Raw genomic sequence first — 24235 nt, forward strand, 5'->3', positions numbered from 1 at the left:
GCTAGGGTCATGACCAGTTCCGCCGAAATCATCGCCCTGCTCGGCCTGAAGCCGCATCCGGAAGGCGGCTGGTATGCCGAGACCTTTCGCGACGGCGCGGCAGGCACGCGCGGCCATTCGACGGCGATCTATTTCCTCCTCAACAAGGACCAATTGTCGGCCTGGCACCGAGTCAAGGACGCGGCCGAGGTCTGGCATTTCTATGACGGTGCGCCGCTGGCGCTGTCGATACATCGAGAAGGCGGTCCCGTTATCGAGGAGATCCTCGGTACGGCGCTTGCCGCGGGCGAGCGGCCGCAGATCGTCGTGCCGGCAGGCTGGTGGCAGTCGGCACGCAGCCTCGGCGAATGGACCCTGGTCGGCTGCACCGTGGCGCCGGGTTTCGATTTCTCCGCCTTCGAACTCGCCAAACCAGGCTGGCTGCCGGGAACGCCCTAGGCACCTAGCCCAGCAGCAAACCCAGCGTGATCGCCAGCTGGCCGACGTAATACAGCGCCCAGACCCCATGGCGCACCCAAATGCGGTGCGCCGAGATGGCGGGCAGCAGGAACTTTTCCGCGGCGTGCAGCCCGTCGGACAGCATGAGCAGGATGACGCCGCCGACGACCCAGACGCTGTTCAGGGTGAGCGCCGCAATGCCCATGCCAAGCAGCGCCGCGGCATGGATGCCAATCGGCAAACGCAAGGCCGGGCCGATGCGGCGCCAGAGCGCGAAAATCATCGCCAGCGCCAACACGGCCATCGCCAGGGCAATAATTCCTCGCCACGGTTCGGCCGAGAGCAGCCCGAGGCCGCTGCCGGCGCGCAGGAACAGCACGACGTAAAGCACATGCGCGGCAAGAAAACTGGCTGTGCCGCCAAGAAATGCCTTCTCGCCGTCGCGCGACAGGAAGGCGTCGCCGACGGCGCTGAGCGCCAGCGCGGCGACGAGCAGCCATGGGCCGCCCTGCTGCGCGACCAGCACCGCCAGCATCGCCATCGCCAATGTCCTTGCCGCCGACCGCGAAAGGCGCGGCGGCATGCCGAGGCTGAACGCGTAAATCACCGCCGCCGCCAGCGAAAACAGCAGCGTCGCATTGGCATTGGCACCGATGCCGCCGGAAAACGGCATCATGCGTTTGCCTCGCTCGCGGCCCTCTTGCGCAGGAACAGCGATTTCGCCGCCAGTGCCGCGCCGCCGGTGATCAGCACGCAGGCGGCGAGGATGCGCCATGACGGCTCGGCGAAGCCGGCTGATATCAGCACCAGCGTCGACAGCAGCGGTGCGGCATAGCTCGCCGCCCCCAGCACCTGGATGTTGCCGCGCTTGACGCCGATGTCCCAGGCATAGAACGCCGCCCCCACCGGCATTAGACCGAGGCCGAGCACGGCCAGCCACTGGCCGGCGCCGTTGGGCAGCACCGTTTCTTCCAGCAACAGATGGCAGACCAGCGAAAGTGCCGCGGTGGCGGCGCAGAACCAGGTGACGATGCTGGTCGGCACCGACGGGAAGCGCCGCGACAACAGCGAATAGGACGACCACAGCACCGCGCAGACGCCGGCCATTGCATAGCCGAAGGCATAACGCGCATCGAAGGCAAGCCCGCCGCCCTTGGTGACGATCAGGACCGTGCCGGCAAGGCCGAGCAGCGCGCCGGCGACGTGGTTCCAGGCCAGCCGCTCGCCCGGCATCAGCGCCGACCCCAGCACGATCAGCAGCGGCCACAGATAGGCGATCAGGCTGGCCTCGACGGCCGGCGCATTGCGCAGCGCGGTGAAATAGAAGAAGTGGTAGCCGAACAGGCCGGCAATGCCGATCGCCCAAACCTGGCGCGGTATCTTCGCGGCGCCATCAGCTGCCGGCATGAACAGCCGGGCAACCAGCCCGACACAGGTGCCGATCGTGAAGGTGATTGCCGAAAGCAGGAACGGCGGCACGGCGCCCGAAGCATCCGTAAGCAGCGCCAGCAGCGCCCACATGGCGACCGCGGAGAAGCCGATCAGTGTTGCGCGCGCCATACCGGTCGCCCCCTGCCCATCGTTGGCGGCGCACCGTCACGCCTATTCGTTTGCTTCGAACCGCTCCGCGCTGATCGTCAACGGGCCGATTTGCGTGCTGACCGTGGCGCGGATCGGCGCATATACGCCGCTTTGGCCGACCGGTGCAAACGTCACCATGATGCGGCTGCGTTTCTTCAGGTAGTTCAGCGCCTTGCGGTTCTTGCGGTAACCGGCCACCGGCTCGAAGCCCAGCCTGCAGGTGACCGTATCGCCCTTGTAGCCGGCCACCGAGATCGACCCTTTGGACTCGTAGGTCAGTTTCAGATCGGCACGCATTTCGCCGTCATAGAGCTTCACCGTGCGCCCGCAGACCTGGTCGAGGCTGTCGGCATGGATGACGGTGGCGGCCATCGGATCGAGGACCGATACGAGATGGCTGCCGACCAGCGGTATCCAATTCTCGGGATTGCGCTTCTTCGGCTCAGGCACGACCTTGGTCGAGGTGACGACGCCGTTGGCAAACTGGATGTCGATCATCGATGCCTTCTTGCCGGACGTGTAGTCGGCGTGGAACGCTTGCGGCTGCAACTGCTTGCCCGAAATCTTGCCCTTCGACGAGATCGTGCCTCGCGTATCGTCGAACAAAGTGGCGAGCCCGGCGGCGGAAACGCTGCCCTCGATCGAATAGCTGTCACCCTCGTACTGGCTGGAGAATTTCGCCTTGGCCACGGAGAGGCCGAGGAACGACACCGAATATTCGCCCGTGAAGGATTGCGGCTCAGCGGCCGAAACCGTCGTCGAAAGCGCGACGGCCATCAGCACGACCAGGGCATGGAGGAAAGAACGAGGCATGGCGGGTCCTTGATTGTCGACCGGACGGGGCGGCTCCGGTCTGGCATGTCCCTGTGCGACCGCTTATAGGCTGAATTCCGGCCTTAATGTGAAAGGCGCCGTCGGCAGGCAACGTTGGGGCTGGTCGACAGCCAAAATAAAAAACCCGCCTCGGCGGGCGGGTCGTTGGAGCCAATTAGCACCATACCGAAATTAGTAGCATAGCTGCCGGCACAAAGCAAGAACAAAATGTGGCCACCTGGAAAATCGCTACAGGTTTGCGCAGCCCCTCATCGCCCTGCCGGGCACTTCTCCCCGTATAGGGACGGGGAGAAGGTCGCCTTGCAAAGGGTTTCGCCAATTTGCGAAGTTGCAGAAGCGCCGAGCCTGCGGCCAAGCCCCTTCTCCCCGTCACTATACGGGGAGAAGGTGCCGGCAGGCGGATGAGGGGCAGCGCCGGCATCGGTCATCTTTTGATTGATTCCCTTGGCACTAACCAACCCCAAGCTTGACGCCTCGGCGAAATGCAACTATGGAACGCTAACTTTTTCCATAAGGCCGCCTGACCGAAACCGCGCGCCACCCGGCGCGGGTCGAATGTTTGGCCAGGACCGAGAACCGAAGGTTAGAACCATGTCCCGCACCTGCGAACTCACTGCCAAGGCAGTCATGTCCGGCAACAATGTGAGCCACGCCAACAACAAGACCAAGCGTCGCTTCCTGCCCAATCTCGTCAATGTGACGCTGATCTCGGAAGCGCTGAACCAGAACGTGCGCCTGCGCATTTCGGCCAACGCGCTGCGTTCGGTCGAGCATCGCGGCGGCCTCGACGCCTTCCTGGCCAAGGCCGATGCCAAGGAATTGTCGCAGCGCGCCCGCCTGTTGAAGAAGCAGATCGCCAAGAAGCTCGCCGAGCAGCCGGCCGCCTGAGTTTTTCGGCGGCAGCCGCCTTCCAGGGCGTGGTCCGAACTCCGGATCGCGTTCCGCTGGTTCCATTACCCAGGATAAAAAAATGATTTTCCTCTCGCGGTACCTGCCCTTCGTGGCGGCCATGGCGCTCGTCGTCGTGGCCTCGAACATCCTCGTGCAGTTCCCGATGCAAGGCGCAATCGGCGGGCTGTCGCTGGCCGACATCCTGACCTGGGGCGCCTTCACCTATCCGTTCTCCTTCCTGGTCACCGATCTCGCCAACCGCCGCTATGGGCCGGCGGTGGCGCGCAGGATCGTCTTTGTCGGCTTCATGACAGCGGTGATCTGCTCGATCGTCATCCCACCGCTGCTGTTTCGCCACGGCCTGATCGAATTCGAGACCGCCGCCGACCGGCTGGTGCGCATTGCCGCGGCGTCGGGTGCCGCCTTCCTCACCGCGCAGTTGCTCGACGTCACCGTGTTCAACCGGCTGCGCCGGCAGAGCTGGTGGCGCGCACCGATCGTCGGCACGCTGGTCGGCTCCGTTTTCGATACGGTGGTGTTTTTCACCGTCGCCTTCGCGGCGGCGTTCGCCTTCGCCGGGCCCAACGACGGCTTTGCGCTGGAAACCGCGCCGCTGATGGGCGTGCTGCCGGTCGAGACGATGCGCTGGGTCTCCTGGGCGCTCGGCGATCTCAGCGTCAAGCTGATCATAGCGGTGGTGGCGCTGATCCCCTACCGGCTGCTTGCCGCCCGCTGGAGCCAGCCGGCACTGGCAGCATGATCCCGAACCAAAGGTCCGCGTTAGCGAAAAGTGGGAACCGGTTTTCGGACAAGATCATGCTCAAAGACTATCGAGCATGATCCCCTGGCTTCAACTGGACTCGGCAAAAACGCCTGACGGCGGACAGGAACTCCGCCTGAAGCGGCGCGGCGGCGAATTCTCGATCATGCTTGGCGCGAACGAGCTGATGAACAGCCGGCTCAGCGGTTCCGAAGAGGCGCTGGCGAAACTGTCCTGCCAAAGGATTGCCGGCCGCCGGACCCCAAACATCCTGATCGGCGGCCTCGGCATGGGCTTTACCTTGCGCGCGGCGCTGGCCGAGCTTGCCGACGATGCGCAGGTCACCGTTGCCGAATTGGTGCCGGCGGTCGTGGCGTGGGCGCGCGGCCTGATGGCCGAAGTTTTCGACGGTTGCCTTGACGACCGGCGTGTCGGCATTCGTGAGGCCGATGTCGGTCAGCTCATCCGATCGCAAGCTTCGGCCTGGGACGCGATCCTGCTCGATATCGACAACGGCCCCGAGGGCATCGTCTACAAGGCCAACGATGCGCTCTACAGCGCAGCCGGCCTGATCAGCGCGAGAGCAGCTCTCAAGCCCGGCGGTGTGCTGGCGGTCTGGTCGCAGGGCCCTGACGCAGGTTTCACCCGAAGGCTCAAGCAGGCCGGCTTCACGGTCGAGGAGGTCAAGGTGCGGGCTCACGGCAAGCGCGGCGCCCGGCACATCGTCTGGCTCGCGACCAAGGGGCAATAGGCCACCTCGCAATCCGGGCGGGCCTTGTGGTCGCCGCCCGCCACGCCGACGAACCTCTACTTCGCCTTCTGAAGCTCGGCGGCGAGCGCCTGCAGCAGCCCGCGTGTGCCCTCCTCGCGCCCTTGCGCTGAATCGACGCCATCGAAGAACGCACCCTGTTCGGTATAGGTCAGGCGGGTGCCCTCGCCGGAAGGTGCAAGCTCGACCGTGGTGAGCGACGCCGACAGCGGCTGCGCCCCGACCGCCATCCGGTATGAAAATACGATGCGCCGGTCAGGGACGATGTCCTGGAACTGCGCATCGAGCCTGATCTCCGGGCCGCCCTGGTAGCTGAACCGCGAAACCTCGCTGCCGCCGACACGGAAATCGAAAGTGAATTCGGCGATGGTGAAGCCGTCGCCTTCGACGCGCCAACGCCGCACCGTCGCCTTGTCGGCAAAGGCGAGGAAGACGCGTTCGCGCGATTGCGGGTAGGTCCGCTCGATCGTGAAGCTTGAATGGATGACGGACTGGTCGTTCACGGGGGCAATCTGGTTCATTTCTTTTCGTCCTTTTCCTGGTCGTGGGGTGTTGCGTCCGGTTGGTCAGTCTCCGCCAGGATCTGGCCGAGACGGTCGAGCTGGCGTTCGGCCGGTGTACGGCGCGCGGCGATCCAGTCGGCGAGCGGGGCTAGCCCGCCGGGCTCGATCCGGCAGGTGCGCACGCGTCCGACCTTCTCGCTGCGGATCAGCCCGCACGCTTCCAGCGCCTGGAGATGCTGGAGTACGGCAGCGAAGGTCATGCCGAACGGCTCCGCCAACTGGCTGACGGTGGCTGGCCCGCGGCTCAGCCTTTCCAGGATTGCCCGGCGCGTCGGCTCGGCAAGAGCCCGCAGGATGCTGTCGATCCCGGAATACTTAAGCATGGACTTGAGTATTTCGCCGATGACGCAAATTGTCAAGTCACGACTAAAGTATTTTTTCGGATGGTGAGAGCCGGCTGGAAAACCCGCGACGCGGGTCATTGCCAGGGGAAATTGCCTGCGCTGCAAAACGGCGCGGAAACGCCAGCGATGCTGTCAGCCAGCAGGCCGGTCGCGCGTCAATCCTCGTGCAGCACAAATTCCAGGTAAAGATTGCGCTGCAGGATCGAGTGGTTGTCGTCGGACATCAGCGCCACGATCAGCGCGCCATCGTCGCGGGTCCAGACGTCGAGCGCTTCCATGTTGTCGATCTGGTAGCCCATGTCGGCTTCGAGCAGCACCGGCCCGTCGGCGACGGCGCCCTTCTCGACGCTTTCGCCATAGATGCGCCGCAGCCGCATCTTGACGCCGCCGGCCATCGAAAAACTGCGCTCCAGAAGCAACAGGTCGCCGTCCGGCAGGAAGGCGCCGTCGGTGATGTCGAAATCGCCATTGCGCTTGACGGTGAAGACGCCCTTGTGCGGCCCTTCGATGATCGCGGCAAAGATGTTGCCGGCCTTGTCGAGGCTCTTTTCCGACACCACGACCAGTCCGCCCGCGTGCTGCCCGTTGGGGTTGGCGCGGGTGACGGTCTCAAAGCCGCGATTGCGGCGAAGTTCCCAGGCTGGAATCAGGAAGTCCAATTGCCTGAACGGCGCCTTCATGCCGTCCAGATCGATCTTGAACTCTGCGATACGGTGATCGCCCTCGAAACCGACCGTGGCAATGCCGTCCTTCACCGCGAGGCCTTCGGCATCGACCGCCCATTTCTCGTCGATCGGCTGACCGGCCGAATCGACCATCTGCTGCATGCGAAAATTCTGGATGCCGGAAGGCCGCTTCTCGGCATCGTGGACGAGGGTGCCGAAGAACCAGAAGCCGGTGTCGGCGACGCCGATGAAATCGCTGCCGGGCTCGAGGAACCGAAGTGCCGACAGCGCGCCGAAATCGCGCGTCGACGAGGTCATTTCGAGCCCGCCGATGAATTCGAGCGGCCCGAACTGTTTGTCCGGCCGGCCGATGTGGAATTCGCTGATCGGCCGTGCCGTGATTTCGGCCGGCTCGACCGAGGCCGGGCCGGCAGCGACAGCTGGCGCCAAACTGATGCCTAACAACGCAATGGCGGCCAAAAGCTTCTGCCAAAAGCCGCCGCGGGAAAAAATCATCCGGCGCGCCGCATGCCGCCGCGCCGCGTGTCGCGCACGGTTTCCTCGGCGAACAGCGAGGCCAGCTGCTCGGTCATGGCGCCGGCCAGTTCTTCGGCATCGACGATGGTGACGGCGCGGCGATAGTAGCGGGTGACGTCGTGGCCGATGCCGATGGCCAAAAGCTCGACCGGCGAGCGCGTCTCGATGAGTTCGATGATGGCCCGCAGATGCCGCTCGAGATAATTGCCGGGGTTGACCGACAGCGTCGAATCGTCGACCGGCGCGCCGTCGGAGATCATCATCAGGATCTTGCGCTGCTCCGGCCGCGCGATCAGCCGGTTGTGCGCCCACAGCAGCGCCTCGCCGTCGATGTTTTCCTTGAGCAGGCCCTCGCGCATCATCAGGCCGAGATTGCGGCGCGCCCGCCGCCACGGATGGTCGGCGGATTTGTATATGATGTGGCGCAGATCGTTGAGCCGGCCGGGGTTCGGCGGCTTGCCTTCCTTCAGCCATTTCTCGCGCGCCTGTCCGCCCTTCCAGGCGCGGGTGGTGAAGCCGAGGATTTCGACCGAGACGCCGCAGCGTTCCAGCGTGCGCGCCAGGATGTCGGCGCAGGTCGCGGCGACGGTGATCGGCCGGCCGCGCATCGAACCCGAATTGTCGAGCACCAGCGACACCACCGTGTCGCGGAATTTGGTATCACGCTCCTGTTTGAAGGACAGCGGCTGCATCGGGTCGATGACGACGCGCACCAGCCGTGCCGGATCGAGATAGCCTTCTTCGAGGTCGAAATCCCAGGAGCGGTTCTGCTGCGCCATCAGGCGGCGCTGCAGCCGGTTGGCCAGCCGCCCGACGACGCCGGAAAGGTTGGCGAGCTGCTTGTCGAGGAAGGCGCGCAGCCGGTCGAGCTCCTCCTCCTCGCACAGTTCCTCCGCACCTACGGTCTCGTCGAAGGCGGTCGTGAAGACCTTGTAGTCGATCTCTTTCGGCAGATTGGTGAAGGGATTGTCGTTGCGGCGCGCCTCGCCGGGCGTCTCCGCATCGGCGTCGTCATCGTCGGAGAGATCCTCGGCGGTGGCGTCGGAGGCTTCCGTCTCGGCCGATTGCTCGTCGTCCGACGATGCCTCGGTATCCTCGGATTGCGACTGCTCGGAGCCCGAATCGTCTTCGCCGCCCTCCTCGCTCTGCTCCTCGCCTTGCGGCTGGTTTTCGTCGTTGTCCTCGGAGTCTTCCGTCTCCTGGTCATCGCCGAGCTCCTCGGCCATTTCCATGGAGGCGAGCATCTCGCGCACGACGCGGGCGAACGCCTGCTGGTCGTCGAGCTTTGCCGACAGCCCGTCCAGATCGGCACTGGCTTTTTCCTCGACCCAGGGGCGCCAGAGATCGACCAGCCGTTCGCCGCTCTTCGGCACAGTGCGGCCGGTCAGCTTTTCGCGCACCATCAGCGCCAGCGCTTCCTCGATCGGCGCGTCGGCCTTGTCCTTGACGTCGACGAGGTTGGCCCTGGCGTATTTGTCCTCGAGCATCGAGCCGATATTGTCGGCGACGCCCTGCATGGCGCGGCTGCCGATCGCCTCCACCCGGGCCTGCTCTACCGCGTCATAGATGGCGCGGGCCTGTTTGCCTTCCGGGGCCAGCCTGGTGTGGATGCGCGCATCGTGGCAGGCGCGCTTCAGCGCCATGGAATCGCCGAGCCCGCGGGTGATGGCGATGTCCGCCTTCGATGCCTTCTTCGGCAGTTCCGGCAGCCGGGCGCGGCTGCCGGCCAGTGCCGGCCGATCCTTGGCGAAGCCGACCTCGAGATCCTTGTCGCCGGCGATGGCGCGCATGCAGACGGTAACCGCGCGCTTGAAGCTGTCGTTCTCAGCGCCGGTCTTGGATTTGTTTCGCGTATTGTCGCCCGGACCCGCCATCGAGACTCTGCTTAGCCCAGCACCACATTGGCAGCCGATTCCGGCAGATCCTCGCCAAAGGCGCGTTGGTAGAACTCGGCCACCAGCGAGCGTTCGAGCTCGTCGCATTTGTTGAGGAAGGTCAGCCGGAACGCCATGCCGATATTGCCGAAGATCTCGGCATTCTCGGCCCAGGTGATAACCGTACGCGGGCTCATCACCGTCGACAGATCGCCGTTGATGAAGGCCGAGCGCGTCATGTCGGCGACACGCACCATCTTGTTGACGATCTCCTTGCCCTTGCCGTCGCGGTAATGCTTGGCCTTGGCCAGCACGATGTTCACTTCATTGTCGTGCGGCAGGTAGTTCAGCGTGGTGACGATCGACCAGCGGTCCATCTGCGCCTGGTTGATCTGCTGGGTGCCGTGGTAGAGGCCGGTGGTGTCGCCCAGCCCGACCGTGTTGGCGGTCGAGAACAGCCGGAAGGCCGGATGCGGGCGGATGACCCGGCTCTGGTCGAGCAGCGTCAGCCGGCCCGACGATTCCAGCACGCGCTGGATGACGAACATCACGTCCGGACGGCCGGCATCGTACTCGTCGAAGCACAGCGCGACATTGTGCTGATAGGCCCAGGGCAGGATGCCGTCGCGGAATTCGGTGATCTGCAGCCCGTCCTTGACGACGATGGCGTCCTTGCCGACGAGATCGATGCGGCTGACATGGCTGTCGAGGTTGACGCGCACGCAAGGCCAGTTGAGGCGGGCGGCGACCTGTTCGATATGCGTCGACTTGCCGGTGCCGTGGTAACCGGACACCATGACCCGGCGGTTATAGGCAAAGCCGGCGAGGATCGCCATGGTCGTGTTCTTGTCGAACAGGTAGTCCGGGTCGATGTCGGGGACATGCTCGCTCGTCACCGCATAGGCCGGCACCACCATCTTGGAGTCGAAGCCGAATGTCTCCTTCACCGACACCGTGGTGTCGGGCAGGTTGGCGATGTCGCGATCGACCTTGTTCATCTCTATCAACGTCTCCACAAGCGAAACGCCGCGTTTCGCCGGCAATCGATTTTGTTCGGGGGCGGTCTTAGAGCCTTTTCCAACCTTATGAAAGTTGGAAAACGACACGAACCGTAAGGTCGCTCAGCACAAACCTGCCTGCTTGAGCACGCGATACGCCTGGAGCACATCGCGGAACCGGTCTTCCGAACCTCTGTCGCCGCCATTCGCATCCGGATGGTGGCGTTTCACAAGTTCCTTATAGCGCGCCTTGATATCCTTGCCAGTTGCCTTTGTATCAAGGCCAAGCGTTTCCAGTGCCTTGGCCTCAAGCGGCTTGGCCTTGCGCTCGCGTGCTTCGCGCGGGTCCTTCGGGCCTTTGAACAGGTCGAACGGATCGCGCATGCGATTGTAGTAGCCGGCGCGGCCGGAGCGCGCCTGGGCAAAGTCCGGCGAGGAGCGGGTCGATGCGCCGTTGACGCCCATTTTCCAGGTCGGCCGGTGGCCGGTCATGGCTTCCTTCTGGAAGCGGGCGATCTCGGTGTCGGGAACGCCCGAGAAATAATTGAAGCCCTTGTTGTACTCGCGCACATGGTCGAAGCAGAACTGGAAATACTCGCCTTCCTTCATCCGTCCGACCGGGGCACGGTGGGTACCGGCCTCCTTGCAGCCATCCCACTGGCAGATCGGCGAACGCGACTTCAGCTCCGCGTCCTTCTCCGGGCGGATGCGAATCTTTTCGAAATATTTTGGGTACGGCTTCATCTCACCCATTTATGGGCTGTTCGCGCATGCGAAACAAGAATTGACATTTTCGCGATGATCGCCCTAACCGCTGAATCGCGGCATAAAACCGGCGAATTGCGAATTTTGTGCGATGACATAGATGTGGTGAAGGGAAGCGGCGATGTCCATACAGGCAACGATGGAAGATAAGCTGAAAAAGGCGTTTTCGCCGGAACGGCTGGACGTCATCAACGAAAGCCATCTCCATGCCGGGCATCATCATGTGGATTCCGGCCATCACGCCACCTTCGACGGCGCCGGCGAGACGCATTTCCGCGTCCGCATCGTCGCGCCAGCCTTTGCCGGCATGAGCCGCGTCGAACGTCACCGCGCCATCAACACATTGCTGGCCGAGGAATTGAAATCCGGCGTGCATGCCCTGGCGATCGAGCCGGCAGCGCCCGGCGAAAAGACCCGCTGGTAGATTTCAGCCGAGGCTCGCCCTCAGGAAAGCCATCACCGCTGCGGTCAATGCATCGCCCTCGGTGCCGAAGTCGCGATTGATCGACATGTGCGAATAGGCGCCGCCGTCGAACAGCGTGACCCTGGTTCCGGTGGCGCGCAGACGCCCGGCGAAGGCCTGCGCGTCCGCCGCGCGGGCTTTCGCCCGCGAATGGGCGATGAAGGTCGGCGGGTGCTTGCGGCCTTCCACATAGGTGACAGGCGACAGCGCGCGCCACTGTGCCGGATCGGGAAAGGCGCGGGCATAGACCCCTGCCATGCCGCCGCTTCTGGCCAGCGCCTCCAGATCGTAGGCCCTGGTGTCGTCGAGAACCAGCGCTGCGACGCCGGGCAGGCCGCCGCGCAGCCCGGTCAATGCGACGAGATGGCAGCCGGCCGAATGGCCCATGGCGACGATCCGGTCCGGATCGCCGCCATGCCTGGCGATGTTGGCGCGGACGTAACGATAGGCCAGTTCGACATCTGCCGCCTGGGTGGCGACGTCGGCCTTGGGCAGCATCCGGTAGTCGATCGAGACGAAGCCGAAGCCATTGTCGAGCAGGAATTGCGGCTTGGCATTGACGTTGCCGCGGTTGCCGACTCGCCAGGCGCCGCCATGGACGAAAAAGACGACCGGCAGGCCGCTTGCGCCGTCGCGGGAATAAATGTCGAGCTTGGCCGGCCCATAGTCGAAGGTTTCGGGCGACGGCGAACGCAGCCGCAATGCCGCCGCAGCCTGTCCCGGCAGCAGCGCCGCCATCGACGCCAGAAGCAGGCTTCGCCGATCGATCTTCATCAACGCCTGACTGCCCACGGCTGCCACAAGGTGCGCACTGTCATTCTCCAAGCATCGCCGGCTTGATCCTCAGCCGCGCGATACGGTTCTTGTCGCGCTTCATGACGACGAAGCGCTTGCCGTGAAACGTAAAGGCCTGCTTTTCGTCCGGGATCGACTGCGCCTCGTGGATGACAAGGCCGGCGATGGTGGTGGCTTCCTCGTCCGGCAGGTTCCAGTCGAGCGCCCGATTAAGGTCGCGGATCGGCACCGTGCCGTCGACGACGACGGAGCCGTCGGCCTCCTGTTTGACGCCCTGGATGTCGATGTCGTGCTCGTCGGCGATCTCGCCGACGATCTCCTCGATGATGTCTTCCAGCGTCACCAGCCCTTCAACCTCGCCATATTCGTCGACGACGATGGCGAAATGCGCCTTGCGGCGCAGGAAGGCATTGAGCTGCTCCTGAAGCGTCGTGGTGTCGGGCACGAACCACGGTTTCGACGCGATCTTCATCACGTCGATCCTGGAAAAATCGTTGCCGACCTCGTTCAGCGCGCGCAGCAGATCCTTCGCGTGCAGCACGCCGACAATGTTGTCGAGCGAACCCTTCCACAACGGCATGCGGGTGTGCGGGCTCTGCAGGATCTCGCGAACCACCGCTTCGGGCGGGTCGTCGGCGTTGACGGAGCGCATATTGGTGCGGTGGACCATGACGTCCGACACTTCGAGCTCCTCGAGGTCGAACAGGCCGCCGATGCGGGCGCGGTCCTCGCGCACCACCTGGCCGTCGCGGCGGAAATCGTCGACGGCGCCGCGCAGTTCCTCGCGCGCAGAGCGCTGCGGCTCCATGCGTTGCAGCTCGTAGCCGAAGGCGGCGAGCAGGCGCCGGCGCAAGACGAAGCCCAGCACGCCGAGGCCGGCGAGCACGGCAGCCGCGATCCAGCCGGCCTGGCTCATCCCGGCCGGCTTTCCTGCCGACCCGGATGGTTCTCCCGGAGGAACGCCAGCACTTCCGAGGCCGGCACATCCCTGGCGATGAAGGCCTGGCCGACGCCGCGCGTCAGGATGAAGGTCAGCGCGCCGCGCGACACCTTCTTGTCCTGGGTGATGAAGGAGGACAGCGTCTCGGCGTCGGGCAGTTCGCCTGGAACGTCGGCCATGCGCCAGGGCAGACCGACGGCGCGAAGATGCGCCTCGACACGCGCCGCGTCGTCGGGGCTCGCCAAATTGAGCCTTGACGAAAAGCGGTGCGCCAGCGCCATGCCGATGGCGACGCCCTCGCCATGCACGAGCCTTGCGCCGTCATAGCCGGTCGCCGCCTCCAGCGCATGACCGAAGGTGTGGCCGAGATTGAGCAACGCGCGGTCGCCGGTCTCGAACTCGTCGCGGGCAACGACGTCGGCCTTGGCACGACAGGCCTCGGCGATGGCCGCAGCCCGCTCCGGCCCGCCGGCAAACACTTGACGCCAGTTTTCTTCCAGCCAGGCGAAAAACTCGGGCCGGTCGATCAGCCCGTATTTGGCCAGTTCGGCATAGCCGGCGCGAAACTCGCGGATCGGCAGCGTGTCGAGCACTTCGGTGTCGGCCAGCACCAGCTTCGGCTGGTGGAATACCCCGACCAGGTTCTTGCCGCGCTTGCTGTTGATGCCGGTCTTGCCGCCGACGGAGGAATCGACCTGCGCCAGCAGCGAGGTCGGAACCTGCACGAAGTTCATGCCGCGCCGCGCGATGCCGGCGGCAAAGCCGGCGAGGTCGCCGACGACGCCGCCGCCGAGCGCGATGACGACGTCGCCGCGCTCCAGCTTGGCGGCCAGCACGCCGTCGACCACCTCTTCGAGATGCGCAAAGCTCTTGGTCTTTTCGCCTGGCGGCAACGTGATGACGGCATGCTGGATGCCACCGCTTGCCAGGCCGGCCGCAAGCGTCGCGAGATGCGCGGCCGCGACGTTTTCGTCGGTGACGACCGCCGCCCGCGTCCCCGGCAGACGGCGCGAAATCTCGGCGCCGGCGCGTGACAGCAGGCCGGGACCGATCAAAATATCGTAGGCACGCTCGCCAAGCCCGACTTCGACAGAGACCGTTGCATCAGCGCTCACGACCGCACCTCGTCAATATCGGCAACGCCGAGATGGCCGCGCAGCGCGTCCACCACTTCGGCGGCAATGATCTCCTTGCGGTCGTCGCGGGTCGGCACGATGACATCGGCCGCGGCATAAACCGGGTAGCGTTCCGCCATCAGCCGTTCAAGCACGGCGCGCGGATCGGCGCTTTTCAGCAGCGGCCGGTTCTGTTTCTTGGAAACGCGCTCCATTAACAGGTCGATCTCGGCCTTCAGCCAAACCGAAACGCCATGGCTGGCGATCGCCTCGCGCGTCTGCGCGTTCATGAAGGCACCGCCGCCGGTCGACAGCACCTGCGGCCCGTGCTCCAGCACACGCAGGATGACGCGCTGCTCCAGTGCCCGGAACTCCGCCTCGCCATAGCGCTCGAACAGGTCCGGGACGCTCATGCGCGAGACGCTTTCGATCTCCTGGTCGCTGTCGATGAAGGGCAGTGCCAGCATCGCCGCCACCTTGCGGCCGATCGCCGTCTTGCCGGCGCCCATCAGCCCGACAAAGACGATGGAACGGCCGCCCAGCCGGCCGAGCAGCGCGGCATGGCTCTCGCCCGGAGGATTTGCTGGTAGCGCGTTCATGCTTCTAGGGCCTCTTTGGCGGCGTATCGACATCAAAAGCCTGTTTGCGTCAAGCGCGGCGCAACCGGGACTATGGGCTTCACCCTTGAATTGGCCGGATTGGCGTCTCATAAGGGCACAGGGTTGGAAATGCAGAATAAGACGACGGGCGAAAATTAATGCCAACACTGTTTCGCTTTGTCGTGACGCTCGCGATTCTGGCCGGCATTGTCTATGGCGCGATGTTCGCCTTGGTCATGTTCGTCGAGCCGAGGAAGGCGGAAATGAGCGTGCGTATCCCTCCAGAAAAGCTCAATCCCAAAAAATGAACAGCGCCGCCCGCATCGAAGCCTTCCTGGAGATGATGAGCGCCGAGCGCGGCGCGGCCGAAAACACGCTTTCCTCCTATCGCCGCGACCTCGAAGACGCTTCCGCCGGGATCGGCGGTGGGCTTGCCGCTGCCACCAGCGCCGACATCCGTGCCTATCTCGACGACATCGCCGCGCGCGGCTTTGCCGCCACCTCGCAGGCGCGCAAATTGTCGGCGATCCGGCAGTTCTTCAAGTTCCTCTACGCCGAAGGCCTGCGGGGTGACGATCCGACCGGCACGCTGGACAGTCCGAAGAAGGGCCGGCCGCTGCCTAAGACGATGAGCGAGGCCGATACCGGCCGGCTGCTCGACCGCGCGGCGCAGGAGGCGATGGACCCCTCCATGCATGACGGCGACAGGCTGGCGGCGCTGCGCCTGCACGCACTGGTCGAGGTGCTCTACGCCACCGGCTTGCGCGTTTCGGAGCTGGTCGGCCTTCCCGTGACGGTGGCACAGCGCGACGACCGCTTCTTCATGGTGCGCGGCAAGGGCAACAAGGAGCGCATGGTGCCGCTGTCGGCCAAGGCGCGCGCGGCGATGCGGACATGGCTTGCCGCACGGGCAACGGTGCCGGCTTTTGCCGACAGCCCGTTCCTGTTTCCGGCCGCCGCCGACAGCGGCTATCTCTCGAGACAGGTCTTTGCCCGCGAGCTGAAAGGGCTTGCCGCGCGGGCCGGCATTGCCACGGCGAAGATATCGCCGCATGTGCTGCGCCATGCTTTCGCCAGCCATCTGCTGCAGAACGGCGCCGATCTCAGGGCCGTGCAGCAGCTGCTCGGCCATGCCGATATTTCAACGACGCAGATATACACGCATGTGCTGGAGGAGCGGCTGGTGCGTCTGGTCAACGATCATCATCCGCTTGCCGACTAGGCGTCATATCGCTATGTGAGAACGACGCTCCACCGCGCCCAGCCTGCATTTTCGGGCTTGCGTCAGTCATTGCCTTCCGACTTGCCGGTTCGCCCAAGAATGTACAATTACCTCGATTTCGAAAAGCCTGTGCAGGATCTCGAAGGCAAGATCCTTGAGCTGAAGAAGCTTGCCGAGAACGGCGAGGCGGTCGACGTCGGCGATGAGATCGCACGTCTCGAGAAGCGCTCGCGCGATGCGCTGCGCGACGCCTACAAGGCGCTGACGCCATGGCAGAAGGTGCAGGTGGCGCGCCATCCGGACAGGCCGCATTGCATCGACTACATCAAGGGCCTGCTTACCGATTTCACGCCGCTTGCCGGCGACCGCAATTTCGGCGAGGACCAGGCGATCGTCGGCGGCTTCGCCCGCTTTCGCGGCGAGCCGGTGGCGATCATCGGCCAGGAGAAGGGTTCCGATACGGCAAGCCGGCTGAAGCATAATTTCGGCTCGGTGCGGCCGGAGGGCTACCGCAAGGCGGTGCGGCTGATGGAACTCGCCGACCGCTTCCAGATCCCGCTGCTGACGCTGGTCGACACGGCCGGCGCCTATCCCGGCGTCAACGCCGAAGAGCGCGGCCAGGCGGAAGCCATCGCCCGCTCGACCTCGGCCTGCCTTGGCCTGAAGGTGCCGTCGATCTCGGTGGTGATCGGCGAAGGCGGCTCGGGCGGCGCTATAGCGATCGCCACCGCCAACCGCGTCTACATGCTCGAACACGCCATCTATTCGGTGATCTCGCCGGAGGGCGCCGCCTCGATCCTGTGGCGCGATACCACGCGGTCCAAGGATGCTGCGACCAATATGAAGATCACGGCGCAGGACCTGCTGGAGCTGAAGATCATCGACGCCATCATCGCCGAGCCGCTCGGCGGTGCCCATCGCGCCCCCGAAACGGTGATCGCCGCCACCGGCGACCTCATCGCCAGGACGATGAAGGAATTCTCCGGCGCCAACACCGACTTCCGCGAGCATCGCCGCGAGAAATACCTGGCGATGGGCCGCAATCTGTAACCAACGCAGGCACGCGGCCTGAAATGTGGCGGCGTGAACCAGTTTCGCCACAAAAATGCCGCTGCATTCGGCTCAGTGAGCTTAACGCAAGGGGACGCGCCGCATGCTTGCGGTAAGGAATTTTCAAGGTTAACGGGCTTAAGGTCCGTCAGCGGTCGGTTTAGCAGCTGCGGCATCCGCGGCGCAGAGATGAAGACGATAGCCATATCCATGTTTGCCAAGCTTGCCCGCACCGGAGTTCTGATCGCTGCGATCGGCGTCGCCGGCTGCAATGACGCTTCGATGAAGGATTTTGCGCCGCAAGCCAACAAGCCGCTGCCGGACAAGATCCTGGCCGAGATGAAGGCCAAGGGAATGGTCCGCACCTCTTCGGTGATGGCCCGCATCTTCAAGGAAGAAGGCAAGCTCGAAATCTGGAAGGCCAAGACCAACGGCCGCTACGACCTGGTCGCCAGCTACGACATCTGCAAATGGTCGGGCAAGCTCGGACCGAAGTTCACCGAAGGCGACCGCCAGGCGCCGGAAGGCTTTTACACGGTCCGCCCGGCACAGATGAACCCGCGGTCGAATTATCACCTGTCCTTCAACATCGGCTACCCGAACGCCTATGACCGCGCCAATGGCCGCACCGGTTCCAACCTGATGGTCCATGGCGCCTGCTCGTCGTCCGGCTGCTATTCGATGACCGACGCCCAGATCGAGCAGATCTACGCTTTCGGCCGCGACGCCTTCCAGGGCGGCCAGACCGAGTTCCAGATCCAGGCTTTTCCGTTCCGCATGACCGCAGCCAACATGGCGCGCTATCGCAACGATCCGAACTACGAATTCTGGAAGATGCTGAAGGTCGGCTACGACAATTTCGAGGTTACCAAGGTGCCGCCGAAAGTCGACGTCTGCGAGAAGCGCTACGTCTTCAACCAGGTAGCGGCCGACGGCTCGACGTTTAATCCGACCGGCGCTTGCCCTGTGACCACCCAGCCCGATTCGCTGAAGAGCGCCATCAACGCCTATCAAAGCACCTATGAGGCGGCCTTCAACGGCGCCATGAAGGCCAGCGTGCCGGCACCCAAGCCGACCATCGCCGGGATCAAGGAAGCCAGCATCGTTTCCGACTGGTCGAAGCGGCGTGCCCGCGGCGAACGCGTTCCGATCGAGCCGCCCTCGCTCAACCCGGACGGCACGGTGGCCGAAACGGCGCGCATGGGCCGCATCGATTCGCCGGCGGGCCGCAAGATGGCAGCGCTCGACGCCGAAAAGGCTGCCAAGCAGAAGGCCGAGGAACAGCGGCTTGCCGCGATAGAAGCGGCGAAGGCAGCGAAAGCGGCAGCCAAGGCACAGGCCTTGGCCGAGAAGGAAGCTGCAAAAGCCCAGGCGCTAGCCGAAAAGGAAGCTGCCAAGACCGCCGCCGAGGTGCCTGTCGCCACCGCCACCGTAGCGCCATCGGAGGCCGCCCCGGCAGTCGAAACGCAGGCTGCGGACGCCGAAAGCACGGCGACAAGGCTGAAGAAGAAGCTGCTCGGCATGTTTGGCGGCTGAGGTTCATGCTTGAACAGGAAGATGGGGGCCAGGAAGACAGGCCCTCAACCAGCCCCGCCGCCGTCTACGACCTCAAAGGCTTGAACTGCCCGTTGCCCGTGCTCAAGGCAAAAAAGCGCCTGGCCGCAATGCAGCCGGGCAGCCGCCTGTGGCTCGAAACCACCGACCCGCTCGCCGTCATCGACATTCCCGCCTTCTGCGCCGAGAGCGGCCATCGGCTGATCGAAACGACGGCGATGGCAGGCGGCCACCGCTTCCTGGTCGAGCGCGGGATCGGCTGAGTCTCGACTTAGCTCGTTCTGGCGAAAGCGGCTGAGCGGGATAATCTCCCCCCTTGAGGGGGAGATGGCCGGCAGGCCAGAGGGGGTTGCCGCGCGTGAAGCGCCAACCTTTTCTTTCGTCCCACAGGGGCGCCAGCCGAGGCGACCCCCTCTGTCGCCTTCGGCGACATCTCCCCCTCAAGGGGGGAGATCACGATCCGGCAATAGCCAGCGGGTTGCTTTCCAGTGCTGCGCGATCCGGCGTGTCGATCGACGGCCGGTTGGTGAAGGCGGCGAACAGCCGCCGGACATAGTCTTCGGGCATGTCGAGCGTGATCAGCACCAGTCTGGTGCCGCGCTGGCTGTCCGGCCAGGCCGGCAGTTGCACCGGCGGATGCAGGATCTTCTGCACGCCATGGATAACCAGCGGCCGCGACCGGTCTTCTGCAAGCTCGATGACGCCTTTCATCCGCAAAAGGCGCTCGCCATGCGCCGAGCGCAACAGATCGAGGAACATCTCGATTGCCGAAAACGGCACCGGCCCGTCATGAACCAGCGAATACGAACGCACGCGGGAATCGTGCCTGTGGTCATGGTGATCATGGTCGGCATGGTCATGCCCGCCGTGGTCATGGTCGTGGCCGGCTTGTTCGCCCAGCCAACGCTGCACATCGACGGATTTGGTGGCCGGATTGTAGAGGCCGCTATCGAACAGGGTCGCGGTGCTTGCCTCGCCCGCGTCGAGCACCACGGCGCCCGGGTTGAGCTGCCTGAGCCGCGCCCGCAACGCCTCGACATCGCCTGCATCCGTGGTCAGGTCGGCCTTGCTGAGCACCATGCGATCGGCGACGGCCACCTGCTTCACCGCCTCGACATGCGCATCGAGCGTCGCATTGCCGTTGACGGCATCGACCAGGGTGATGACGCCGTCGAGCCGGAAGGCCTGGACCAGGGCGGGGTGTGCCATGATCGACTGCAGTACGGGGGCGGGATCGGCGAGCCCGGTGGTCTCGACGATGACGCGGGCAAGCCGGTCGATGCGGCCGGTCTGCAGCCGGTCGACGAGGTCAGCCAGCGTATCGACCAGCTCGCCGCGCACCGTGCAGCAGAGACAGCCGTCGGAGAGCTGGATGATGCCGTCGGAGGCCTGCTCGACCAGGAGATGGTCGATCGCCACCTCGCCGAACTCGTTGATGATGACGGCGGTGTCGGCGAGCGCCGGATCTCGGAGCAGCCGGTTGAGCAGCGTCGTCTTGCCGGCACCGAGAAAGCCGGTGAGCACCGAAACGGGGATCGGGAAGCCGGCCATGCGGCTAGTTCAGCGCCTTGGCCGGCTGCTGGACCTGCGCGGCGGTGGCGGATCCGGCCACAATTGGCTCGGCGCCGGCCGGCGGCGCCCGGTCCGGCCGCCATGTCGGCAGCGGCACGTCGGCATATTCCTGCCCGGAGGCGTCGAGCATCGCCTTCGGCTTCGGTCCCGTGGCGCCGCCGAGGCCGACGGCGATCAGCGTCGGTACATGGTCGAGCTTTTCCTGATAGGGCGATTTCGGCACGTCCTTGCCCTTGTCGCCGACGGCGGGTGCGGTTTCCGACTGCTCCTCGACCGGCTTCTTCTTGCAGATTTCGTCATTCATGTCGTTGGCCGAAATGGTATCGCCATAGGTGGGTAGCGCCGCTACCGTCAGCCAGCTCGGCGCCGGCGTTGCAAAGCCCTGGTCGAGCAATTTTGCCGCCGCCTCTGCACGGGTAATGGCCGATTGCTCGCCGAGCACTACGGCGACCAGGGTGCGGCCGTTGCGGGTCGCCGAGCCGATCATGTTGAAGCCGGACGAGCAGACGAAACCCGTCTTCATGCCGTCGGCACCCGGATAGCGGCCGATCAGCAGGTTGTAGTTGGAGATCGCCTTCTTGCCGACCGCAAGGCCTTCGATCGAGAACCAGGGGGCATATTGCGGAAATTCCTTGCGAATCGCCATCACCAGCAAAGCGAGATCGCGCGCTGTCGTATACTGGTCCGGCGAATAGAGCCCGTTCGGATTGACAAAATGGGACCCGCTCATGCCGAGCCTCTGCGCTTCGGCGTTCATGCGTTCGGCGAAAGCCGCTTGCGAACCGCCGATATTCTCGCCGACCGCCATGGCGATATCGTTGGCCGATTTGACCAGCATCATCTTCAGCGCATTGTCCAACCGCATCACCGAGCCCGGCTTGAAGCCCATCTTGCTCGGCGGCTCGCCGGCGGAATGTTTCGTTACCTTGATCGGCGAATCGAGCTGGACCTCGCCCACGGCAATCGCCCGAAACGCCACATAGGCGGTCATCAGCTTGGTCAGCGACGCCGGGTACCAGCGCCTGAAAGCCTCCTGGTGCTGCAGGATCTTGCCGCTGTTCAGGTCGAACAGGATTGTCGGATTGGCCAAGGCAGGCCCGGCCAGCGACGCAAGCACCACCGTGCCGGCCACCAACAGTCTGAGGAAATGCCTGTAGCGCATCATGAAAACCGAAATAGCCTCTTGCCGCAGTCGCACCTGGCTCCGTAAGATTTCGTTACACGATCGCCAGGATAATGGTCCGGCCCTCTGTTCCCGGACCACAGTCGCGGTGCTATTTACTCTATGTGACGTCAACATGGCAAAGTGCTGCCGATCACAATGTGGAAGCAGCAGCACAATGCAAAGCAGCGTGCATGGTTGCAAGGCAGCAGGCACAATTGCAAAGCAGCAGGCCAAGACCGCCTGCTCCAACAGCGAAATGGAATTATCATGCCGATCCTGAACCGAGCCGCCGAAATGCAGGACGAGGTGGCCGGCTGGCGCCGCCATTTGCACCAGACGCCGGAGCTGAATTTCGACGTCTTCAAGACCGCCGCTTTCGTCACCGAGAAGCTGAAGGCTTTCGGCTGCGACGATATCGTGACGGGTTTGGGCAAGACCGGCGTCGTCGGCATCATCCGCGGCCGCCACGGCGAAGGCTCGACCATCGGCCTGCGCGCCGACATGGATGCCCTGCCGCTCAACGAGATCACCGGCAAATCCTATGCCTCGACCGTCCCCGGCAAGATGCACGCCTGCGGTCATGACGGCCACACCGCAATGCTGTTGGGTGCCGCCAAATACCTCGCCGAAACGCGCAATTTCGCAGGCTCCGTCGCGGTCATCTTCCAGCCGGCCGAAGAGGGCGGCGGCGGCGGCAACGAGATGGTCAAGGACGGTATGATGGAGCGCTTCGCTATCTCCAAGGTTTTCGGCATGCACAACATGCCGGGCCTGCCGGTCGGCCAGTTCGCCATCAGGCCGGGCCCGATCATGGCGGCGACCGCCGAATTCACCATCACCGTCAAGGGCCGGGGCGGCCACGCGGCGATGCCGCACGGCACCATCGATCCGATCGTCATCACCAGCCAACTCGTCGGCGCATTGCAGACGATCGCCTCGCGCAGCACCGATCCGGTCGAGGCGGTGGTCGTCTCGGTGACGAAATTCCACGCGGGCGACGCCTATAACGTCATTCCCGAGACTGCCGAGATCGCCGGCACCGTACGCACGCTGAAGAAGGAAGTCGCCAAGAAGGCAGAGGAGCGCATCCGCGCACTTTGCCAAGGCCTGGGCGCTGCCTTCGGCGCGACAATCGAGGTTGATTACAATGCCAATTACCCCGTCACCTTCAACCATCCGGAAGAGACGGTCTTTGCCAGCGACATCGCGGCCGACGTCGCCGGCGACAGCCATGTGCACCGCGCCATCCAGCCGGTGATGGGCGGCGAGGATTTCTCCTACATGCTTGAAGCGCGGCCGGGCGCCTTCATCTTCATCGGCAATGGCGATACCGCCGGCCTGCACAACCCAGCCTACGACTTCAACGACGAGGTCATCCCGCACGGCATGAGCTATTGGGTGAAGCTGGCGGAAACAGCGCTGGCGGCGTAGCCCTTCCGCATCGGCTGTGCGGCGACCGCCGCACCTCTGGGTGGCAAAATCGGGCAGGACATGTTCTGCTGGTCACTTCCGGCCGGACGACTTCCGGGCAAGGCCGAAGGCAATGCCCAGAGCGATACCTATACCAATGCCCGCAACAATGTTGTCCAACACGACGCCGATAGCCACGCCGATCACGACGCCGAGTGTGAGGTGTTTGGCATCCATCATGCCCGGTCATGTAGCGTGGAAGGCAAGAGCCGCAACGGCTACGGTCCGCTCTTCGGATCCTCGACCTCCAGCGCCTCCATGACCGGCGCCAGCTCATTGTCGTCGGAAGCCTGCGGCTCTTCGCCTGTCCTCGCCTTCGTCAGGGCTGCCTCGATCGCCTCCTGGATATTGCCGAGTTCGTCTTCGCGAACCTCGTGGCCATAGCCGGCAGCATCGGCATCCTGCTCGAATTGCTGCGCCAGGACGGCGACGCTCATCTCGCTCTCGGGCGGCAGATTGCCGACATTCTCCTGCAGCCAGGTCTCAAAGAACTCTTTGGTGGCGCTCATGCGGTGTCTCCTTCGGGACACTAAAGCGCGTCGACATCCCGAAAGTTCCGCTCTCTGAGCCGTCTTTGCGCCCGTTGCCGGCTGCCCCGCAATTCAGCGCGGCCAGGCGGCGTTGGCGCCGCCTGGCTCGGCTGCTTACTGGCTGGCAGCAGTCGTCGGTTCGCACGACACGTTCGGGTTCATGTCCGCGAACGCGCCGGTCGGGTTGCCCTTCCAGGCCCAGACATGCAGCTCGTAGAACGGGCCGAGGCCATAGCGGTTGGGGGCGCTGTTGAAGTTGAACAGATGTCCATCGAGCGAGGCGGGGCCTTTCGAGGTGATGTATTCGACGGCGATCAGTTTTAGCGTGCCGTCGGCCATCGGCTCGTACATCACCGCTTCCGGCTTGGCGACATCGACAGCGTCGTCCTTGAGGTAGCCGGGATTGACGTAATGGATGCCCATGGCGCCGCCGGTGATGCCGCTGGCGCAGGGAATCGGCGCATAGCCCTCAGCGGTCGCCGCCGCCACATTCTCGAAGCGGCTGTTGGCCGCGCGTACCTTGTCGGCCAGCGGATTGGGACCGGACGCGGGCGCTGCCTGATGCGCCTGCGCCAACGCAGTGCAGGCCGACAGCAGCGCCGCGGCAGCGAGAACTCTATTGCGAAAGTTGATTGTCATAGTCATTCCATTCTTCTTGAAAAGCACAGCCCGGCCGGCCACCGGAAGTAGGGAGGTCCGGCAGGTGGGCGCTGTGGCTGTTGTTGCTGGGAGATTCCTGTC

29 protein-coding genes are annotated in these 24235 nt (G+C 64.3%); 11 read left to right on the forward strand and 18 right to left on the reverse strand.

Annotation, left to right across the window (positions count from 1 at the left end):
- Positions 1-9 precede the first annotated feature (9 nt).
- Positions 10-438 (forward strand): cupin domain-containing protein, encoded by a 429-nt coding sequence (locus NKI08_RS07350; protein ID WP_352768126.1) that lies wholly within the window; start codon positions 10-12, stop codon positions 436-438.
- Positions 439-442: 4 nt separating this feature from the next.
- Here the strand turns inward: NKI08_RS07350 and NKI08_RS07355 are convergent, their stop codons facing one another.
- Genes NKI08_RS07355 through NKI08_RS07365 form a run of 3 tightly spaced genes read right to left on the reverse strand, consistent with a single transcriptional unit; the run spans position 443 to position 2832 of the window.
- The gene (locus NKI08_RS07355; RefSeq protein WP_352768128.1) at positions 443-1114 is read right to left on the reverse strand and encodes a lysoplasmalogenase family protein; all 672 of its coding nucleotides are present in this window, start codon (positions 1112-1114) and stop codon (positions 443-445) included.
- Complete coding sequence (gene yddG / locus NKI08_RS07360; RefSeq protein WP_352768130.1) at positions 1111-1998, reverse strand: aromatic amino acid exporter YddG; 888 nt, start codon at positions 1996-1998, stop codon at positions 1111-1113. The genes NKI08_RS07355 and yddG overlap by 4 nt, the downstream gene beginning before the upstream one ends.
- 42 nt (positions 1999-2040) lie before the next feature.
- Entirely contained in the window at positions 2041-2832 is a 792-nt protein-coding gene (locus tag NKI08_RS07365; protein ID WP_352616079.1) for a DUF3108 domain-containing protein, read from the reverse strand.
- Positions 2833-3444: 612 nt separating this feature from the next.
- Here NKI08_RS07365 and rpmB point away from each other — a divergent pair.
- The 3 genes from rpmB to NKI08_RS07380 all read left to right on the forward strand — a co-directional run bounded on the left by rpmB (position 3445) and on the right by NKI08_RS07380 (position 5255).
- Positions 3445-3741 carry a 50S ribosomal protein L28 gene (gene rpmB / locus NKI08_RS07370; RefSeq protein ID WP_006328411.1) on the forward strand — a complete coding sequence of 99 codons (297 nt, stop codon included), beginning with the start codon at positions 3445-3447 and terminating at the stop codon, positions 3739-3741.
- An 82-nt stretch (positions 3742-3823) separates the two neighbouring features.
- Entirely contained in the window at positions 3824-4504 is a 681-nt protein-coding gene (locus tag NKI08_RS07375; RefSeq protein WP_352451206.1) for a queuosine precursor transporter, read from the forward strand.
- A gap of 76 nt (positions 4505-4580) precedes the next feature.
- Positions 4581-5255, forward strand: a complete 675-nt coding sequence (locus NKI08_RS07380) for a polyamine aminopropyltransferase (protein ID WP_352768132.1) — start codon at positions 4581-4583, stop codon at positions 5253-5255.
- Positions 5256-5311: 56 nt separating this feature from the next.
- Here the strand turns inward: NKI08_RS07380 and NKI08_RS07385 are convergent, their stop codons facing one another.
- The 6 genes from NKI08_RS07385 to NKI08_RS07410 all read right to left on the reverse strand — a co-directional run bounded on the left by NKI08_RS07385 (position 5312) and on the right by NKI08_RS07410 (position 11007).
- On the reverse strand, positions 5312-5794 hold the full coding sequence (locus tag NKI08_RS07385; RefSeq protein ID WP_352505072.1) for an SRPBCC family protein: 483 nt from the start codon (positions 5792-5794) through the stop codon (positions 5312-5314).
- On the reverse strand, positions 5791-6159 hold the full coding sequence (locus tag NKI08_RS07390; RefSeq protein ID WP_352768456.1) for an ArsR/SmtB family transcription factor: 369 nt from the start codon (positions 6157-6159) through the stop codon (positions 5791-5793). Before NKI08_RS07390 ends, NKI08_RS07385 begins: the two co-directional genes overlap by 4 nt.
- A gap of 176 nt (positions 6160-6335) precedes the next feature.
- On the reverse strand, positions 6336-7361 hold the full coding sequence (locus NKI08_RS07395) for an esterase-like activity of phytase family protein (RefSeq protein ID WP_352768135.1): 1026 nt from the start codon (positions 7359-7361) through the stop codon (positions 6336-6338).
- Positions 7358-9256: a cobaltochelatase subunit CobT gene (cobT, locus tag NKI08_RS07400; protein ID WP_352451202.1), complete on the reverse strand. Its 1899-nt coding sequence runs from the start codon at positions 9254-9256 to the stop codon at positions 7358-7360. The genes NKI08_RS07395 and cobT overlap by 4 nt, the downstream gene beginning before the upstream one ends.
- A gap of 11 nt (positions 9257-9267) precedes the next feature.
- Complete coding sequence (cobS, locus tag NKI08_RS07405; RefSeq protein ID WP_352451201.1) at positions 9268-10254, reverse strand: cobaltochelatase subunit CobS; 987 nt, start codon at positions 10252-10254, stop codon at positions 9268-9270.
- A 123-nt stretch (positions 10255-10377) separates the two neighbouring features.
- Positions 10378-11007, reverse strand: a complete 630-nt coding sequence (locus NKI08_RS07410) for a J domain-containing protein (RefSeq protein WP_036238769.1) — start codon at positions 11005-11007, stop codon at positions 10378-10380.
- A 133-nt stretch (positions 11008-11140) separates the two neighbouring features.
- On the opposite strand from NKI08_RS07410, the gene NKI08_RS07415 reads away from it, so the two are divergent.
- Positions 11141-11443 carry a BolA family protein gene (locus NKI08_RS07415; RefSeq protein ID WP_352768138.1) on the forward strand — a complete coding sequence of 101 codons (303 nt, stop codon included), beginning with the start codon at positions 11141-11143 and terminating at the stop codon, positions 11441-11443.
- Between the two features lie 3 nt (positions 11444-11446).
- On the opposite strand, the gene NKI08_RS07420 is transcribed toward NKI08_RS07415, so the two are convergent.
- Genes NKI08_RS07420 through NKI08_RS07435 form a run of 4 tightly spaced genes read right to left on the reverse strand, consistent with a single transcriptional unit; the run spans position 11447 to position 14931 of the window.
- Positions 11447-12256 carry an alpha/beta hydrolase gene (locus NKI08_RS07420; RefSeq protein WP_352540339.1) on the reverse strand — a complete coding sequence of 270 codons (810 nt, stop codon included), beginning with the start codon at positions 12254-12256 and terminating at the stop codon, positions 11447-11449.
- A 40-nt stretch (positions 12257-12296) separates the two neighbouring features.
- Positions 12297-13193: an HlyC/CorC family transporter gene (locus NKI08_RS07425; RefSeq protein ID WP_352471453.1), complete on the reverse strand. Its 897-nt coding sequence runs from the start codon at positions 13191-13193 to the stop codon at positions 12297-12299.
- A complete protein-coding gene (aroB, locus tag NKI08_RS07430; protein ID WP_352768143.1) occupies positions 13190-14332 on the reverse strand; it encodes a 3-dehydroquinate synthase in 1143 nt (380 codons plus the stop codon). The genes NKI08_RS07425 and aroB overlap by 4 nt, the downstream gene beginning before the upstream one ends.
- Complete coding sequence (locus tag NKI08_RS07435) at positions 14329-14931, reverse strand: shikimate kinase (protein WP_352768146.1); 603 nt, start codon at positions 14929-14931, stop codon at positions 14329-14331. The genes aroB and NKI08_RS07435 overlap by 4 nt, the downstream gene beginning before the upstream one ends.
- Before the next feature lie 158 nt (positions 14932-15089).
- Between NKI08_RS07435 and NKI08_RS07440 the strand changes: the two genes are divergently transcribed.
- From NKI08_RS07440 to NKI08_RS07460, 5 genes are all read left to right on the forward strand, one after another.
- Complete coding sequence (locus NKI08_RS07440) at positions 15090-15239, forward strand: hypothetical protein (protein WP_023677884.1); 150 nt, start codon at positions 15090-15092, stop codon at positions 15237-15239.
- Positions 15236-16153, forward strand: a complete 918-nt coding sequence (locus tag NKI08_RS07445) for a site-specific tyrosine recombinase XerD (protein ID WP_352451196.1) — start codon at positions 15236-15238, stop codon at positions 16151-16153. The genes NKI08_RS07440 and NKI08_RS07445 overlap by 4 nt, the downstream gene beginning before the upstream one ends.
- A 99-nt stretch (positions 16154-16252) precedes the next feature.
- A complete protein-coding gene (locus NKI08_RS07450) occupies positions 16253-17203 on the forward strand; it encodes an acetyl-CoA carboxylase carboxyltransferase subunit alpha (RefSeq protein WP_352471457.1) in 951 nt (316 codons plus the stop codon).
- 210 nt (positions 17204-17413) lie between these two features.
- Entirely contained in the window at positions 17414-18739 is a 1326-nt protein-coding gene (locus tag NKI08_RS07455; RefSeq protein WP_352768459.1) for a L,D-transpeptidase family protein, read from the forward strand.
- A 5-nt stretch (positions 18740-18744) separates the two neighbouring features.
- Complete coding sequence (locus NKI08_RS07460) at positions 18745-19020, forward strand: sulfurtransferase TusA family protein (protein ID WP_352683120.1); 276 nt, start codon at positions 18745-18747, stop codon at positions 19018-19020.
- 190 nt (positions 19021-19210) lie between these two features.
- Here the strand turns inward: NKI08_RS07460 and NKI08_RS07465 are convergent, their stop codons facing one another.
- Positions 19211-20308 carry a CobW family GTP-binding protein gene (locus NKI08_RS07465; RefSeq protein WP_352768150.1) on the reverse strand — a complete coding sequence of 366 codons (1098 nt, stop codon included), beginning with the start codon at positions 20306-20308 and terminating at the stop codon, positions 19211-19213.
- Between the two features lie 4 nt (positions 20309-20312).
- Positions 20313-21491 (reverse strand): D-alanyl-D-alanine carboxypeptidase family protein, encoded by a 1179-nt coding sequence (locus tag NKI08_RS07470; RefSeq protein ID WP_352768461.1) that lies wholly within the window; start codon positions 21489-21491, stop codon positions 20313-20315.
- A 270-nt stretch (positions 21492-21761) separates the two neighbouring features.
- Here NKI08_RS07470 and NKI08_RS07475 point away from each other — a divergent pair, with 270 nt between their 5' ends.
- On the forward strand, positions 21762-22925 hold the full coding sequence (locus NKI08_RS07475; RefSeq protein ID WP_352616115.1) for a M20 aminoacylase family protein: 1164 nt from the start codon (positions 21762-21764) through the stop codon (positions 22923-22925).
- Positions 22926-22997: 72 nt separating this feature from the next.
- On the opposite strand, the gene NKI08_RS07480 is transcribed toward NKI08_RS07475, so the two are convergent.
- The 3 genes from NKI08_RS07480 to NKI08_RS07490 form a co-directional block, all read right to left on the reverse strand.
- Positions 22998-23144, reverse strand: coding sequence for a glycine zipper domain-containing protein (locus tag NKI08_RS07480; RefSeq protein ID WP_023677876.1), 147 nt, complete (start codon positions 23142-23144; stop codon positions 22998-23000).
- Positions 23145-23182: 38 nt separating this feature from the next.
- On the reverse strand, positions 23183-23473 hold the full coding sequence (locus tag NKI08_RS07485; protein ID WP_352768154.1) for a hypothetical protein: 291 nt from the start codon (positions 23471-23473) through the stop codon (positions 23183-23185).
- A 135-nt stretch (positions 23474-23608) separates the two neighbouring features.
- Positions 23609-24133, reverse strand: coding sequence for a hypothetical protein (locus NKI08_RS07490; protein WP_502898360.1), 525 nt, complete (start codon positions 24131-24133; stop codon positions 23609-23611).
- Between the last annotated feature and the right edge of the window lie 102 nt (positions 24134-24235).

It is taken from the genome of Mesorhizobium sp. M0768, assembly GCF_040320195.1.
In the GTDB taxonomy this organism is placed as follows: domain Bacteria; phylum Pseudomonadota; class Alphaproteobacteria; order Rhizobiales; family Rhizobiaceae; genus Mesorhizobium.

Excerpts from the sequence above, each read along its gene's own strand:
- NKI08_RS07465 (WP_352768150.1), bottom strand. The coding sequence starts at position 20,308 with ATGGCCGGCTTCCCGATCCCCGTTTCGGTGCTCACCGGCTTTCTCGGT.
- cobT (WP_352451202.1), bottom strand. The coding sequence starts at position 9,256 with ATGGCGGGTCCGGGCGACAATACGCGAAACAAATCCAAGACCGGCGCT.
- NKI08_RS07470 (WP_352768461.1), bottom strand. The coding sequence starts at position 21,491 with ATGCGCTACAGGCATTTCCTCAGACTGTTGGTGGCCGGCACGGTGGTG.
- NKI08_RS07460 (WP_352683120.1), top strand. The coding sequence starts at position 18,745 with ATGCTTGAACAGGAAGATGGGGGCCAGGAAGACAGGCCCTCAACCAGC.
- NKI08_RS07480 (WP_023677876.1), bottom strand. The coding sequence starts at position 23,144 with ATGATGGATGCCAAACACCTCACACTCGGCGTCGTGATCGGCGTGGCT.
- NKI08_RS07420 (WP_352540339.1), bottom strand. The coding sequence starts at position 12,256 with ATGAAGATCGATCGGCGAAGCCTGCTTCTGGCGTCGATGGCGGCGCTG.
- cobS (WP_352451201.1), bottom strand. The coding sequence starts at position 10,254 with ATGAACAAGGTCGATCGCGACATCGCCAACCTGCCCGACACCACGGTG.
- NKI08_RS07355 (WP_352768128.1), bottom strand. The coding sequence starts at position 1,114 with ATGATGCCGTTTTCCGGCGGCATCGGTGCCAATGCCAATGCGACGCTG.
- NKI08_RS07450 (WP_352471457.1), top strand. The coding sequence starts at position 16,253 with ATGTACAATTACCTCGATTTCGAAAAGCCTGTGCAGGATCTCGAAGGC.
- NKI08_RS07440 (WP_023677884.1), top strand. The coding sequence starts at position 15,090 with ATGCCAACACTGTTTCGCTTTGTCGTGACGCTCGCGATTCTGGCCGGC.
- NKI08_RS07445 (WP_352451196.1), top strand. The coding sequence starts at position 15,236 with ATGAACAGCGCCGCCCGCATCGAAGCCTTCCTGGAGATGATGAGCGCC.
- NKI08_RS07385 (WP_352505072.1), bottom strand. The coding sequence starts at position 5,794 with ATGAACCAGATTGCCCCCGTGAACGACCAGTCCGTCATCCATTCAAGC.
- NKI08_RS07365 (WP_352616079.1), bottom strand. The coding sequence starts at position 2,832 with ATGCCTCGTTCTTTCCTCCATGCCCTGGTCGTGCTGATGGCCGTCGCG.
- NKI08_RS07425 (WP_352471453.1), bottom strand. The coding sequence starts at position 13,193 with ATGAGCCAGGCCGGCTGGATCGCGGCTGCCGTGCTCGCCGGCCTCGGC.
- NKI08_RS07490 (WP_502898360.1), bottom strand. The coding sequence starts at position 24,133 with ATGACAATCAACTTTCGCAATAGAGTTCTCGCTGCCGCGGCGCTGCTG.
- NKI08_RS07375 (WP_352451206.1), top strand. The coding sequence starts at position 3,824 with ATGATTTTCCTCTCGCGGTACCTGCCCTTCGTGGCGGCCATGGCGCTC.
- NKI08_RS07410 (WP_036238769.1), bottom strand. The coding sequence starts at position 11,007 with ATGGGTGAGATGAAGCCGTACCCAAAATATTTCGAAAAGATTCGCATC.
- rpmB (WP_006328411.1), top strand. The coding sequence starts at position 3,445 with ATGTCCCGCACCTGCGAACTCACTGCCAAGGCAGTCATGTCCGGCAAC.
- NKI08_RS07455 (WP_352768459.1), top strand. The coding sequence starts at position 17,414 with ATGTTTGCCAAGCTTGCCCGCACCGGAGTTCTGATCGCTGCGATCGGC.
- NKI08_RS07380 (WP_352768132.1), top strand. The coding sequence starts at position 4,581 with ATGATCCCCTGGCTTCAACTGGACTCGGCAAAAACGCCTGACGGCGGA.
- NKI08_RS07435 (WP_352768146.1), bottom strand. The coding sequence starts at position 14,931 with ATGAACGCGCTACCAGCAAATCCTCCGGGCGAGAGCCATGCCGCGCTG.
- NKI08_RS07350 (WP_352768126.1), top strand. The coding sequence starts at position 10 with ATGACCAGTTCCGCCGAAATCATCGCCCTGCTCGGCCTGAAGCCGCAT.
- NKI08_RS07475 (WP_352616115.1), top strand. The coding sequence starts at position 21,762 with ATGCCGATCCTGAACCGAGCCGCCGAAATGCAGGACGAGGTGGCCGGC.
- NKI08_RS07395 (WP_352768135.1), bottom strand. The coding sequence starts at position 7,361 with ATGATTTTTTCCCGCGGCGGCTTTTGGCAGAAGCTTTTGGCCGCCATT.
- NKI08_RS07390 (WP_352768456.1), bottom strand. The coding sequence starts at position 6,159 with ATGCTTAAGTATTCCGGGATCGACAGCATCCTGCGGGCTCTTGCCGAG.
- NKI08_RS07415 (WP_352768138.1), top strand. The coding sequence starts at position 11,141 with ATGTCCATACAGGCAACGATGGAAGATAAGCTGAAAAAGGCGTTTTCG.
- NKI08_RS07485 (WP_352768154.1), bottom strand. The coding sequence starts at position 23,473 with ATGAGCGCCACCAAAGAGTTCTTTGAGACCTGGCTGCAGGAGAATGTC.
- yddG (WP_352768130.1), bottom strand. The coding sequence starts at position 1,998 with ATGGCGCGCGCAACACTGATCGGCTTCTCCGCGGTCGCCATGTGGGCG.